Annotated in this window: 10 protein-coding genes and 1 CRISPR repeat array (1 of these 11 only partly in view); all 10 genes read left to right on the top strand. The window is 37.3% G+C overall.

The window, feature by feature from the left end:
- Positions 1-55 precede the first annotated feature (55 nt).
- The 10 genes from C0966_RS05480 (at position 56) to cas2 (ending at position 11,358) form a co-directional block, all read left to right on the top strand.
- Complete coding sequence (locus tag C0966_RS05480; protein WP_274854171.1) at positions 56-1,105, top strand: tetratricopeptide repeat protein; 1,050 nt, start codon at positions 56-58, stop codon at positions 1,103-1,105.
- A 69-nt stretch (positions 1,106-1,174) separates the two neighbouring features.
- A complete protein-coding gene (locus C0966_RS05475; protein WP_274854169.1) occupies positions 1,175-2,551 on the top strand; it encodes a M20/M25/M40 family metallo-hydrolase in 1,377 nt (458 codons plus the stop codon).
- Positions 2,552-2,564: 13 nt separating this feature from the next.
- A complete protein-coding gene (locus tag C0966_RS05470; RefSeq protein WP_274854168.1) occupies positions 2,565-2,732 on the top strand; it encodes a hypothetical protein in 168 nt (55 codons plus the stop codon).
- Positions 2,733-3,281: 549 nt separating this feature from the next.
- A complete protein-coding gene (gene cas3, locus C0966_RS05465; RefSeq protein WP_274854166.1) occupies positions 3,282-5,711 on the top strand; it encodes a CRISPR-associated helicase Cas3' in 2,430 nt (809 codons plus the stop codon).
- A 176-nt stretch (positions 5,712-5,887) separates the two neighbouring features.
- Complete coding sequence (cas5c, locus tag C0966_RS05460) at positions 5,888-6,601, top strand: type I-C CRISPR-associated protein Cas5c (protein WP_274854165.1); 714 nt, start codon at positions 5,888-5,890, stop codon at positions 6,599-6,601.
- A 5-nt stretch (positions 6,602-6,606) separates the two neighbouring features.
- The gene (gene cas8c / locus C0966_RS05455; RefSeq protein ID WP_274854164.1) at positions 6,607-8,505 is read left to right on the top strand and encodes a type I-C CRISPR-associated protein Cas8c/Csd1; all 1,899 of its coding nucleotides are present in this window, start codon (positions 6,607-6,609) and stop codon (positions 8,503-8,505) included.
- A gap of 15 nt (positions 8,506-8,520) precedes the next feature.
- Positions 8,521-9,381, top strand: a complete 861-nt coding sequence (gene cas7c / locus C0966_RS05450; RefSeq protein WP_274854163.1) for a type I-C CRISPR-associated protein Cas7/Csd2 — start codon at positions 8,521-8,523, stop codon at positions 9,379-9,381.
- Positions 9,371-10,030, top strand: a complete 660-nt coding sequence (cas4, locus tag C0966_RS05445; RefSeq protein ID WP_274854162.1) for a CRISPR-associated protein Cas4 — start codon at positions 9,371-9,373, stop codon at positions 10,028-10,030. The genes cas7c and cas4 overlap by 11 nt, the downstream gene beginning before the upstream one ends.
- Positions 10,027-11,058 carry a type I-C CRISPR-associated endonuclease Cas1c gene (cas1c, locus tag C0966_RS05440; RefSeq protein ID WP_274854161.1) on the top strand — a complete coding sequence of 344 codons (1,032 nt, stop codon included), beginning with the start codon at positions 10,027-10,029 and terminating at the stop codon, positions 11,056-11,058. Before cas4 ends, cas1c begins: the two co-directional genes overlap by 4 nt.
- A 9-nt stretch (positions 11,059-11,067) precedes the next feature.
- The gene (cas2, locus tag C0966_RS05435) at positions 11,068-11,358 is read left to right on the top strand and encodes a CRISPR-associated endonuclease Cas2 (protein WP_274854160.1); all 291 of its coding nucleotides are present in this window, start codon (positions 11,068-11,070) and stop codon (positions 11,356-11,358) included.
- Between the two features lie 167 nt (positions 11,359-11,525).
- Positions 11,526-14,249: a CRISPR direct-repeat array (repeat unit 32 nt; unit sequence GTCGCACTCTATATGAGTGCGTGGATTGAAAT); it runs 497 nt beyond the window's last position.

The raw sequence follows: 14,249 nt of genomic DNA, 5'->3' as shown, positions 1-14,249 counted from the left end.
CGCATTATATCAAGGGCAGCCGAACACTTATGACCGGCTAGAGGGGGAGCATAAAGTGAGTTTAAAAAATATGACATTGGAAGAACTGGAGGAACTGGAACAAGAGCTTCATGATCAGGAAGAGGAAAGTGACTATTCCTTATACTATCGTAAAATAAAAGTTTATGAAGAAATGTATAACAGACTCAGAAAACTAGTAAGAGAGAAAAAAGAGGATAAGAGTTATCTTGAAAATGTCACCAAGATGCTTGTTTTTAATTTAATCCATTATGGAACGTATCTTAAAATGCAGTATGAAAAAGACGACGAAACTGCAATCCATTGTCTGAAAAAGGCCTTAAATTATGATAGCAGAAACCCAATTGCAGCGTATAGACTTGGTTTTTTATCCTACAAACATAAGGATTATGAGAGTGCCTTACATAATTTTCAGATGTCAATAGATCATCAAAAATTTTATGATCAAACAGATTATCGCCTCAATGAAAAACAGATAGTGAACGCTCACCTATACTTAACGAACAGTGCCTTGCACATCGCAAAGAATTCGTATGATAGAATGATTGGATTACCATATAAAAGTTATCAGGAACTACCGAATTATGAATTTTCCTCACTTTATCAGAGTTTAACAGAAAATGAAAAATACTTGGAAATGCATGCATTCTATAAGATTTCTCAAGAAGAGACGACAACATGTTCAAAAGAAGAGTGTGAAAAACTAATCACCGAAGGATCTTCGGATACGATTGTTCTTTACTTTAATGATCGAAATATAAAACTTATATATAATGAAAACGAAGTAAACATTAGCCAATATCAAGGGGATATGCTCCGATATTTGCTGACGAAAAGTTCTGTTGATTCACCAGCTACACGAATCACTTTTCACAATTTTTTCCTCGATTCTCATGTTAAGGGAGTAGTTAATGAAGATACTTTTAAAAAAGCGATTAGCAGACTAAGAAATAAATTGAGAAGCTGCGAAATTCCTCCAATCATTCAAACAACCAACTACAGGGGTGAAACAGCTTATTACTTTGATCGGACAATGCCATATATTGTGATGTACCGCGTAGATGAAGAAATAGAATATTTATCATAAACATCCGATGACAGGGGTGTCATCGCATATTTGAGATAATAAAGCCATAAACAAAAGGGAGATGATACGATGAATTGGAATCGTTTATTCATTCGTCACGGGTTTATGGCGCAAGAGGAAAGTCCGAATGTATTTAATTGTTGGAAGGAAACAGAAGAGAATTTGACATTTTTGTTAGAAAGCCTGGATAAACTTTCAATTTCATATTTGTTTGAACAAGGAATATTAACAATATTAAGTCCTGTAGTCTCAGAAGATAATTGGTTAAATTGTTTGGATTTTAAATTTAGAGGTAGGGAAGGACTTTGGTTTCGTCCAGGGAAAGAAGAACCAAAGGTTAAAGAACTTGACACATATATATCAGGAATGGTACGGCAGCTGAACAGACTTGGGCTTCACACAATTTACTGCTGCGATGGACATGAACGACAAAAGCCAACGATCGGTTTTGCTGAATGGGTAGATATGGATTGTGTGAGTAAAGTTTTACATGCGGCGGGGGTATCAAAATTTTACACAAGAAATCGTGCGGTAAGAATGTCAGTACCACGCCAAAAGCTTCTCGACATCACCGAAAAGCTTAACAAGATTCAAAAAGAATGGCTGAACGAAGAGTTAGATTTTATCAGAAAACAAGTATTCCTTCATCAGCTCGAACAGTGTTTATCGATTAATGGAGAAAGCGGAAATGAAGAAGGTATTCGCCAATTTGTGATTGAAAATTTACGTCCCCATGTAGATTTCCTATCTGTTGACCGAACTGGGAATATCCTTGCCCAAAAAGTTTGTGGAACTGGCCATGGCCCTACGATTTTGTTAAATGCCCATTTAGATACAGTCGATGTCATTGAGGAAGACAGAGAAATTGTAAAAGAGGGATCGATTTGGTCAAGCAGTAAAGGCATATTAGGTGCAGATGACCGAGCTGGTGTGGCTATATTGCTAGAACTTGCCCAGCGTCTCCACACATTACATTTTAACGGTAAAGTTAAATTTATTTTCATTGTGGAAGAGGAAATTGGCTTAGTCGGAGCTAGAAACATAGATGACTATTTTCTATGGGATGTAGACGCTGCGTTTGTCGTAGACCGACGTGGTACCGGTGACATCGTCACATCATGCGGCGGATATGAACCATTTTGCGATGAAAGATTCGGGACTTTTATTGAAGAAGTCGCTAAAAGCCAAGGCTTAGAAGGATGGAAGTGCACAAATGGGGGAAGCAGCGACACAAGAATTTGGGCTTCACATCGTATCCAAAGTGTAAACCTATCAGTTGGATACCAAAACGAACATACAACAGCGGAAACACTTGATACCGAAGCATGTTACCACACGGTAGAGTTGTTAATTGGGGTGTTTCAACAAGCGAGAGAATTAAACAGAGTAATCCATCAAATTAATAACAGTCGGAAACGGCAGATATCAAGGGTCATTTCAATATAAATGGGGGATTTGCATGGACCATAAAATAATTGTTGTTAATGAAAATGAAATTAGTCTTCATAGAGCCAAAAAAGAAGCGATGATAGCCTCTATGAAAGGGCAAAAAATTGCATTTGATTTAAGAAATATCGAGGACAGTAAAAGAAAAGCTGAAATTATTATGTTTTTAAATAAGTCATAATTAACGGAGTATCATTAAGAAAGGCACAACAAAATTTTATTAAATTTGAGGCTTGTGAAGAAGGAAGTTTGAAATTTGCAAGATATTTAAATATATCCCAGATAATAAAGGATTGCAATTGTCAGCCACTATAAGTTTCGACAGTCTTCATAAACTAACGGATACGTTATCAAAAAGTCAAAGCTGTCATATTGGCAGCAGCTTTCTTAATCTAGAACTATAAGGACAGCTTAGTTCAATAAGATAGGATTATCAATTTTGTAGTTGATTAATAATAACTTTTTTGTGTTAAGTTTTATTTTGAGAGTAGCAAATAGATCCTGCTACTCTTATTTGATACCTTTAAAGAACTAATATCATTATGGTATAATTTTCCTGTGTATAGGTTTTGAGGACAAGACTATTTAGGATCATTGGATTAGTAAGTTGCATTTAGTAAAAAGTTGTGATCGTTGTAATCGTTGTAATGATAAGAAATTTTGGTTTAATAAGTTTCATAAAGGATCTTCGAATCATAACCAGCATTATGATTGAATAGAAGGGGATAAAATGAATTATATCGCTCATATCCGTGAAAGCGATCAACAAATACAAACGGTCGAAGAACATTTATTAGAGGTAAAGAGGTTGGCAGAAGATATTGGAGACAAAATAGGTGTAAAACATTTAACAGGTCTTGCCGGAATGCTCCATGATCTAGGGAAATATACGAATGAGTTTAGAGAATATATTTTAGAAGCTGCAAGTAATCCTGGCTCTCCGCCGAAAAAAGGGAGCGTGGATCATTCCACTGCTGGGGGAAAACTGTTATATGAACTTTTCCATACAGAGGGCAATGCCAACCCTTATGAAGGATTAGTAGCTGAAATTGTGGGAAATGCAATTATCTCTCATCATTCGTATCTGCAAGATTTTTTAGGTCCAAATCTTGAATCAAAATATTTAAATAGAGTTCGTGATAAGGATTTAGATGAATTTGAAATGGCGAAACAGAACTTTTTTGAAAAAGTAATAAGCGAAACAGACTTCCATGATTATGTGGACAAGGCGGCAGAAGAACTAAAGGATTTTTTAACGAAAGAGAATTCAAAAAATTATGCAGAAAAACTGATGTTTTTAACGAAATTTATCTTCAGCGCTTTGATTGATGCCGACCGAACGAATACAAGATTATTTGAAGAAAATAAAACCTATGATTCTACTTTTAATCATAAAGAGCTATTTGATACTTATTATGAAAGACTGATGTCCAAAATCTGTTCTTTTAAAGAACGGCCAGACGCTAATTCTCCTATTAACCTACTGAGATCCAAAATGTCTGAACAGTGCGAAGAATTTGCCGAGAAACCATCCGGAATATACACGTTATCGATACCAACCGGCGGCGGAAAAACTTTAGCTAGTTTAAGATATGCACTGAAACACGCCAAACTGTATAACAAAAAAAGAATTTTTTACGTTGTACCGTATACAACCATTATTGAACAAAATGCTGAAGAAGTCCGAAAAATATTAAAGGATGATGCCCATATATTAGAACATCATTCAAACGTAATTGAAGATGTGAATGAGGATGATGAAAATCAAGATGGTTTGATGAACGTAAAGCAAAAATTAAAATTGGCAAAAGATAATTGGGATTCTCCGATTATTTTTACCACGATGGTCCAGTTTTTAAATGTATTTTATGCAAAAGGAAGCAGAAATATTAGAAGACTTCATAACTTAAGCGAGTCGGTCATTATTTTTGATGAAGTGCAAAAAGTTCCCACTTCATGCGTATCTTTATTTAATTTGGCGGTCAACTTTTTAAAAACCTATTGTCATTGCTGTATCGTTCTTTGTACCGCCACACAGCCTGCATTGGACTTTGTGGAGCATAAATTGGACATCAATAAAGATGCAGAAATGATTGAGAACTTGAATCAAGTGATCACAGCATTTAAACGAGTGGAAATCATTGATCAGGCAACAAACGCTACTTTTAACAATGAAAAACTTGCTCAGTTTATTGAAGAAAAAATAAAAGAAGCTCACAGTATTTTAGTGATTTTAAATACGAAATCAGTCGTCAAAAAATTGTATGAATTGTTGAAAGAGAAAGAAAATGGCATTCCTATTTACCATTTAAGCACTTCGATGTGCGCTGCCCATAGGAGCAATATTTTAAAGGAAGTAAGGAAACATCTTCGTGAGGGTGAACCAATCATTTGCGTCAGCACTCAATTGATTGAAGCGGGGGTGGATGTAAGTTTTGATTGTGTCATTCGTTCCTTAGCAGGATTGGATTCTATAGCCCAAGCGGCCGGCCGATGCAATCGCCACGGGGAAAAGGATAAACAATATGTTTATATTATTGATCATGAGGAAGAAAATCTGAACCATTTAAAAGAAATCAAAGTGGGAAAACAAGTGTCAAAAAAAATATTGATTGATATTCGGAAGGATCCGTCGAATCATGGTGGTGATCTGTTATCCACACAAGCTTTGGAAAGATACTTTAAAGAGTTTTATACGGAATTTTCAGCGGATTTGAATTATTTTATTCCTACATTAAAAAAGAATATGACGGAATTATTGACGGAAATGAAAGCTAAGTCCGGATATCATCTGGCATATCGTCATAACAAGAAAAAAAACCTCCCTCTATTTCTATCGAACAGTTATCATACAGCAGCTGAACATTTTCAAGTTATCGAAGATATGACCACATCTGTCATAGTGCCATATGAAGAGGGGAAAGAGATTATTGCGGAGTTAAATAGCAACAAGTCGATCGATGATTTGACTAGACTATTAAGAAAAGCCCAGCAGTATACGATCAACCTCTACTCCTATGAACAAGAACAATTAGAAAAACATGACGGATTAGTAAGTTATTTAGATGGAAAAATCCTCGCCTTAAAAGAAGGTGCCTATGATAAAGAATTTGGTCTCAATCTCGAAAATGACAGTCCATTTGCTCTTAATATGTTTTAATAACCTTTCTATAAAAGGGAGTTTTTAATAGAGAGAGTATAGAATTGAATTAAGATTTATATAAGCAGCTGAGATAATTTTTAAATCATAAAATCGCGAGTTTTACTATTGAAAGAAATACAGGAAAAAGGTACCATTTAATTGTAAAAAAATTTCTAATAAAGGGGGTGCTATATATGAGGAACGCCATTGAATTTGAAGTATACGGTAAATATGCTCTATTTACGGATCCTTTGACGAAGATGGGCGGGGAAAAATTATCCTACCAAGTGCCTACTTATCAAGCATTAAAGGGAATTGTGGAATCCATTTACTGGAAACCCACACTGCTTATGATTGTGGACGCAGTCCGTGTGATGAATCCGATCCGTATGGAATCAAAAGGAATACGTCCAATTGAGTATGGCGGCGGCAATACCCTTGCTCATTATACTTATTTAAAAGATGTCCGTTACCAAGTAAGGGCTCATTTTATTTTTAACCCTCATCGCCGGGATTTGGCTTTTGACCGAAACGAACATAAGCATCATAACATTCTTAAACGTTCCCTTAAAGCTGGCGGCAGAAGAGATATTTTTCTGGGCACCCGAGAATGCCAAGCTTATGTAGAACCGTGTGTATTTGGGGAAGGCGAAGGATTTTATGACCAATATGAGGAAATTCATTTCGGCACCATGGTTCATGGGATAAATTATCCGGATGAAACGGGCAGAAATGAAATGGAAGTTCGTTTATGGAATCCGGTGATGAAGAATGGTGTGATTCAATTCATTCGGCCCGATCAATGCACCTTAATCCGAAAAATCAAAGAAATGGAACCGAAACATTTCGATCGTGCCAATGTTGAATCCGCAGATGAACTGTTCAGTAAAATTGAAAAAGGGGGGTGAAAAAAATGAGTTGGTTAATGAATTTATATGAAACTTATGAATCTAACCTTGATCGAGTTGGAGAAATTGAAAAAAAGCATAACGGTCAAGAATATACCCTTTTACCTATTTCCCATACAACGCAAACTGCTCACATCGAAGTGAATGTCACGGAAGATGGTGAATTTCATTCAGCGGCCGTCATTGATAAAAATGACTCCAGTACATTAATTCCATGTACAGAAGATTCGGCCAATCGAACAAGCTCAAAAATAGCACCTTATCCTCTTCATGATAAGTTAATCTATGTGGCAGGTGATTTTGTCTCATTCGGCGGGAAAATCAAAAATGAAGAACCGTTTACATATTATATCAAGCAACTGGAAGATTGGGCAAAATCACCATATGCCCATGCGAAGGTTAAAAGTATTTATACTTATTTAAGAAAAAAACGATTAATTCAAGATTTAGTGGAAGCCAACATTATATGGTTGGATGCTGGCGGTCATTTATTAGACAAATGGGATAAAAAGGCTGAGGACATGTATGGGAATAAACCGCCACTTTTTTCGGTGATAAATGGCTGCCAAGAAAGCGCATTTGTTCGATTTAATGTTTATTCACCGAACAAAATGTTGACGAAAGTATGGAAAGATCCTGACATATATGAATCTTTTATCCAATATTATAAAAATCTACTAAGCGATGAAGATCTTTGCTATGTGACGGGAAAAAGATTGCCATTCACAGATAAACATGCAAACAAAATAAGAAACGCTGCAGATAAGGCAAAATTAATTTCAGCGAATGATACTAGCGGTTTCACGTTTAGAGGACGATTTCATAACAGTCATGAAGTCGCCAGCATTAGCTATGATGTATCTCAAAAAGCTCATAATGCCTTGAAGTGGCTTATTAATCGTCAAGGGAAAATCGTGGATCAACGCGTGTTCCTTGTCTGGGAAAATGAAGGCATAGAAGCCCCTGATCCGACCGAAGATACCTACGATCTTTTTTCAATTGATCAAACGTACATGGAGAAAATAGAAAGAAAACCCTATACCAATCAGGAATTTGCTCATGAATTTTCCAAAGCTCTCGACGGTTATCGGAACCATTTATCTACTGATGCAAAGATTAATATTATGATCCTTGATTCGGCCACTACAGGTCGATTAGCAGTCCTTTACTATCGGAATATGGATAAAGAACTTTATTTAGATCGACTCGTAAAATGGCACTCGACTTGTGTTTGGAGACATCGTTACCGCAAAGATGAAAATCAACAATATGTTACATTTTTTGGTGCTCCGGCGACGAAAGATATTGCTTACGCCGCTTACGGACCGAATGCGAGCGACAAAGTGGTAAAAGGACTGATGGAACGAATCCTTCCATGCATAGTGGATGAACAAAAAATCCCATTCGACATTGTTAAAAGTGCATTTTATCGTGCATCCAATCCCGTTGCGTTGGAAAGGTGGGAATGGGAAAAAACGTTGAGCATAGCTTGTGCATTAATCAATAAACAGGAGGGATATGATGTGGCATTAGACACGGAAAATAACGACCGCGATTATTTATTCGGACGGTTGCTGGCCATTGCGGATGTGTTGGAAAGACGTGCTTTAGGACCTGATGAAACAAGATCCACTAACGCCATTCGATATATGAATTCTTTTTCTAGACATCCCGCAAGAACATGGAAAACGATTCAAGCTAGTCTTCAGCCTTACCAAGCAAGACTCGGAACAAAAGGATTATTTTTGTCCAAATTAATAGATGAAGTCGCTTCAAAAATAAAATTTGATGATTTCAATAATAAACCATTATCCGGAAAATATTTGTTAGGCTTTTACAGTCAACGTCATGAATTATATCAAAAGAAAGAAAAAAATGATGCGATGGAGGAAGCCTCCAATTAGAAAGGGGTAATGAATATGACCATTTTAGATCATAAAATTGATTTCGCTGTTGTATTATCGGTTACAAAAGCCAATCCAAATGGGGATCCCTTAAATGGAAATCGTCCGAGACAAAATTATGATGGACATGGTGAAATTTCAGATGTAGCAATAAAACGTAAAATAAGAAATCGCTTGCAAGATATGGGGGAAGCTATTTTTGTTCAATCCAATGACAGGAAAATAGATTCATATAATAGTTTAAGGGAGAGGGCTGAGGCTAATCCTAAACTTGAAAAAATATTAAAATCGAAAGATAGATCTAGCGATGATTTTGCAGCAATTGCTTGTAAAGAATGGATCGATGTGCGCAGTTTTGGCCAAGTTTTCGCCTTCAAAGGTTCAGGAAATAAAGGAGTTTCCGCTGGCGTAAGAGGACCGGTGTCCATCCATACAGCAACAAGTGTGGATCCAATTGATATTACCAGTATGCAAATTACGAAAAGTGTGAATTCAGAGCCTGGTAAGGATAAAGGGTCAGATACGATGGGGATGAAACACCGTGTAGACTTTGGGGTTTATGTTTTTTACGGCAGCATCAATACCCAGTTGGCTGAAAAAACGGGATTTACAAAAGAAGATGCGGAAAAAATTAAACAGGCACTCGTGACATTGTTCGAAAATGATTCATCGGCAGCCAGACCTGAAGGAAGCATGGAGGTTCATAAGGTTTACTGGTGGGAGCATAATTCCAAATTGGGTCAATATTCCTCCGCAAAAGTACACCGATTATTAAAAATTAAACGAAATGTGGAAGAACCAAAATCAATTAACGATTATACGATTACTTTAGATGAATTGGAAGGTTTAAAAGTGGATGTTATTGATGGGATATGAAGACGAAACTGAATATCTGATGCTGTCGGGTATTCAGCACTTTCAATTTTGTAAACGTCAATGGGCTCTTATCCATATTGAACAACAATGGGAAGAAAACGTCAGAACCATTGAAGGACAATATCTCCATCGAAATGCGGACAAGTCATTTAAGCGAGAAAAGCGCGGGAATAAACTGATTGTTCGCGCCATGCCTGTAAAATCAACAGAATTGAAAATAACGGGTATTTGTGATGTCGTTGAGTTTGTTCAAGATGATAACGGTGTTGAAATATACGGTGCGGAAGGAAAATATGTAGCCTATCCTATTGAATATAAACGGGGGAAACCGAAAATAAATGATGCTGACGTTTTACAATTAACTGCGCAAGCAATGTGTTTAGAGGAAATGCTGCTCTGTGAAATTGATAAAGGTTATGTATTTTACAACGAAATCAAACATAGAGTGGAAGTACCGCTGACAGAAAATAATAAAAACAAGGTAAGGTCAATTGTCGAAGAAATGCAAGATTATTATAAGCGCAGATATACACCTAAAGTAAAGACAGGTGCTTTTTGTAAAAACTGCTCCCTTCAAAATATATGTTTACCGAAATTAATGGTAAAAAGATCTGTAAAAAGTTACATTGAAGGAAAGATCAATGAATGAAAAAACTTCTGAATACATTATTTATCACTCAACCAGACGTTTATTTATCGTTAGATGGAGATAATATCGTCCTTTTGAAGGATGATCAAAAGTTGGGCAGGCTGCCGCTTCATAATTTAGAATCGATCGTTTCTTTCGGTTATACAGGTGCAAGTCCATCTCTAATGGGGTATTGTGCGGATAGAAATATTTCATTAGTCTTTTTCACAATGAATGGCCGATTTCTTGCAAGAGTGATCGGTAAAAGTAAGGGGAATGTCGTTCTAAGAAAGAAACAATATCGGATTTCTGATGATGAAGTCATGTCCGCAAGAATTGCCCGGAATTTTATTATCGGTAAAATTTACAATCAAAAATGGATGATTGAAAGGATGACAAGAGATTATCCGTTACGAATTGATGTGGCTCAATTTAAAGAAGTGTCACAATCTTTATCATCCATTATTTTTGAAGTAAGAAAATGTGAGGATTTAGAAAGATTAAGAGGATTGGAAGGACAAGCCGCCACATGCTACAATCAATTATTTAATCAGATGATTTTACAGCAAAAAAATGATTTTTATTTTCACACCCGTTCGCGGAGACCTCCGTTAGATAACGTGAATGCCATGCTTTCATTTGCTTATACGTTATTAGCCAATGATATGGCATCTGCGTTAGAAGGTGTTGGGCTCGATGCATATGTAGGATTTTTGCATCGGGATCGACCCGGTAGAGCTTCTTTAGCTTTGGATGTTATGGAAGAGCTGCGGGGAGTTTATGCCGATCGATTTGTCTTATCATTAATCAATAAAAAAGTCATAAACAAAGACGATTTTCTGAAAAAGGAAAATGGGGCTGTTATCATGACGGATGAGGCTCGAAAGAAATTTTTAGCGGCTTGGCAAAATAAAAAGCAAGAAAAAATTACTCATCCGTATCTCGGCGAAAAAATTTCTTGGGGATTAATACCACATGCACAAGCATTGCTTTTAGCTCGCCATTTACGCAATGACCTGGATGAATACCCACCTTTCTTATGGAAGTAGGTGTAATATTTGTTAGTGTTAATTACGTATGATGTAAGCACTTCAGGCAGCTCAGGACAAAAAAGGCTGAGGAAAGTGGCAAAAGTGTGTCAAAACTATGGACAGAGAGTTCAAAATTCCGTATTTGAATGTGTAGTAGATGCCGCTCAATTTGCTGCTTTAAAAATAGAACTTGCCGAAATTATTGATGAAGAACAGGATAGTCTAAGGTTCTATCAGTTAGGAAATAATTATAAGTCGAAAGTGGAACATATTGGTGTAAAACCATCAGTTGATTTAGAGGGACCTTTAATTTTTTAGTGCGAATGTAAAGCTCACATAAAATCACCGATTCATTCGCACCTGAATTTTACCTCATTATTACAATATTTGGTATTTAATTACAAAAATTCTTTATGTTAATAAAGAAATAGCGAATTTTTGATCAAAATGACGTGAATTTACGGTTATTTTGGTCAAATACCGCTGTCGCACTCTATATGAGTGCGTGGATTGAAATAATAATATGTATTAATGGGCAAAGTACCCAGCAAGTCGCACTCTATATGAGTGCGTGGATTGAAATAAGACTCCCCCTTGACAATCCTAGTCGGGATAGGGTCGCACTCTATATGAGTGCGTGGATTGAAATTTGATTTAACTATATCATGTGCGTTATCGCATGTCGTCGCACTCTATATGAGTGCGTGGATTGAAATGTTTACAGAAGTAGACCTTGTATCAGCGAAACAGTCGCACTCTATATGAGTGCGTGGATTGAAATAAGAAAATGGGCTTCAAGAATTTTGATACGGAAGGCGTCGCACTCTATATGAGTGCGTGGATTGAAATTAACCGATCAAATGTTTCATTGTACTGTTTGTGGTCGCACTCTATATGAGTGCGTGGATTGAAATTTTTACGGAATCAAAAACAGAATAGGCAACTAAATGTCGCACTCTATATGAGTGCGTGGATTGAAATTCCCATAGAGCTAGACCCCAAGTAGCTGTGTCAAGTCGCACTCTATATGAGTGCGTGGATTGAAATAAGACTTGGAAACCCAAAAAGAAAATGCTCACAAGTCGCACTCTATATGAGTGCGTGGATTGAAATTTCGATATCAAGAGCAGCACGCTCTGCAATCATGTCGCACTCTATATGAGTGCGTGGATTGAAATTTAAAGAACATAAAATACCGATTAAAAATCGGACGTCGCACTCTATATGAGTGCGTGGATTGAAATAATTCTTCTAACTGATCTATATAGCTTTCTGTAAGTCGCACTCTATATGAGTGCGTGGATTGAAATATAAGATCGAGTTTGAATTTTCCCGTCTACTCCGGTCGCACTCTATATGAGTGCGTGGATTGAAATAAAGGTTGATAGACATTATTTTGTAAGTAACCTTGTCGCACTCTATATGAGTGCGTGGATTGAAATCCATCTCATAGCGACCACCTCAAAATGGTAAATCGTCGCACTCTATATGAGTGCGTGGATTGAAATACTGGTTGAAGCAAAAACCAGATTAAGCACGCGAGTCGCACTCTATATGAGTGCGTGGATTGAAATAGAAGTTTACGAGTTTCAGTTTACTACAGCCGAGTCGCACTCTATATGAGTGCGTGGATTGAAATACAAGATTACAAAGGTAACACTCATGCACAAATAACGTCGCACTCTATATGAGTGCGTGGATTGAAATTCCTGCCGGTAAAGAAGGATCGCGAGGGTAATCGTCGCACTCTATATGAGTGCGTGGATTGAAATCTTAAGCTCTTTAAGAGCATCAAAGGCAGCGTTGGTCGCACTCTATATGAGTGCGTGGATTGAAATAGAGAGTTAAGCCAAGTCGGGAAAAATGGCAAGTGTCGCACTCTATATGAGTGCGTGGATTGAAATGTCTATTACAAAATTCATTTTATCCCAATAAACATGTCGCACTCTATATGAGTGCGTGGATTGAAATCTATGCCTTTCAATTTTTGCCTCAACAATTTGATGTCGCACTCTATATGAGTGCGTGGATTGAAATTACGCTTGCTGCAGCAGTAGAAGAAGCCCAAGGTCGCACTCTATATGAGTGCGTGGATTGAAATTCATTTGAGAGTGAGTTTGAAATGGGTATGCAGCGTCGCACTCTATATGAGTGCGTGGATTGAAATTAATAAGTGAGTTGCACGGTATTGAAGAGTATAAGTCGCACTCTATATGAGTGCGTGGATTGAAATATATATTGAAAAATCAAGTAACTTTAAAACAATAGTCGCACTCTATATGAGTGCGTGGATTGAAATTTGTGGTAGTCAAGAAGGATGGAAACAAAGAATATGTCGCACTCTATATGAGTGCGTGGATTGAAATAGACAGTTACGCTTGTTTAGAGGAACGTGGCACTCAGTCGCACTCTATATGAGTGCGTGGATTGAAATACAAGATTGCACAGCATAAATGACGCTGTCATTGTGGTCGCACTCTATATGAGTGCGTGGATTGAAATCCCTTTCCTGACCATTACGGTGCGCACCTGATTAGTCGCACTCTATATGAGTGCGTGGATTGAAATTTCAATCTCAAACAGAACACGCTGGCCAACAGTTAATGTCGCACTCTATATGAGTGCGTGGATTGAAATATCGATAGATACACCTGCACTGTCCTGAATAAAGGTCGCACTCTATATGAGTGCGTGGATTGAAATCAAATAACGCATGACTTTGTATATTTGCTGATGTCGTCGCACTCTATATGAGTGCGTGGATTGAAATTTTATTTCTATTGCGTCTTTGAATCTTGATCTAACGTCGCACTCTATATGAGTGCGTGGATTGAAATTTAAAACGCTCTCGACCAACCCCCAAAAGATCGCAGTCGCACTCTATATGAGTGCGTGGATTGAAATTTAAAACGCTCTCGACCAACCCCCAAAAGATCGCAGTCGCACTCTATATGAGTGCGTGGATTGAAATGTTTCTACAAGACTCTCATTTGCCTTTTCAAGATGTCGCACTCTATATGAGTGCGTGGATTGAAATAGCCCGCCATACTTCCAATTGTGACGCCACCGCAGTCGCACTCTATATGAGTGCGTGGATTGAAATATCTGCGAAGTCACCAGTCTGAAACGGAGAATCAGTCGCACTCTATATGAGTGCGTGGATTGAAATGGATCACGATTAGGAATATCAGGATCACCGTCTCCCGTCG

The organism is Bacillus methanolicus (assembly GCF_028888695.1).
Lineage (GTDB): Bacteria > Bacillota > Bacilli > Bacillales > Cytobacillaceae > Bacillus_Z > Bacillus_Z methanolicus_B.
The sequence above is the reverse complement of the archived record's forward strand: the minus strand, read 5'-3'. Positions and strand labels throughout refer to the sequence as shown.

Coding starts and splice junctions, on each gene's coding strand:
- C0966_RS05475 (WP_274854169.1), top strand. CDS start 1,175: ATGAATTGGAATCGTTTATTCATTCGTCACGGGTTTATGGCGCAAGAG.
- C0966_RS05470 (WP_274854168.1), top strand. CDS start 2,565: ATGGACCATAAAATAATTGTTGTTAATGAAAATGAAATTAGTCTTCAT.
- cas3 (WP_274854166.1), top strand. CDS start 3,282: ATGAATTATATCGCTCATATCCGTGAAAGCGATCAACAAATACAAACG.
- cas5c (WP_274854165.1), top strand. CDS start 5,888: ATGAGGAACGCCATTGAATTTGAAGTATACGGTAAATATGCTCTATTT.
- cas8c (WP_274854164.1), top strand. CDS start 6,607: ATGAGTTGGTTAATGAATTTATATGAAACTTATGAATCTAACCTTGAT.
- cas7c (WP_274854163.1), top strand. CDS start 8,521: ATGACCATTTTAGATCATAAAATTGATTTCGCTGTTGTATTATCGGTT.
- cas4 (WP_274854162.1), top strand. CDS start 9,371: ATGGGATATGAAGACGAAACTGAATATCTGATGCTGTCGGGTATTCAG.
- cas1c (WP_274854161.1), top strand. CDS start 10,027: ATGAAAAAACTTCTGAATACATTATTTATCACTCAACCAGACGTTTAT.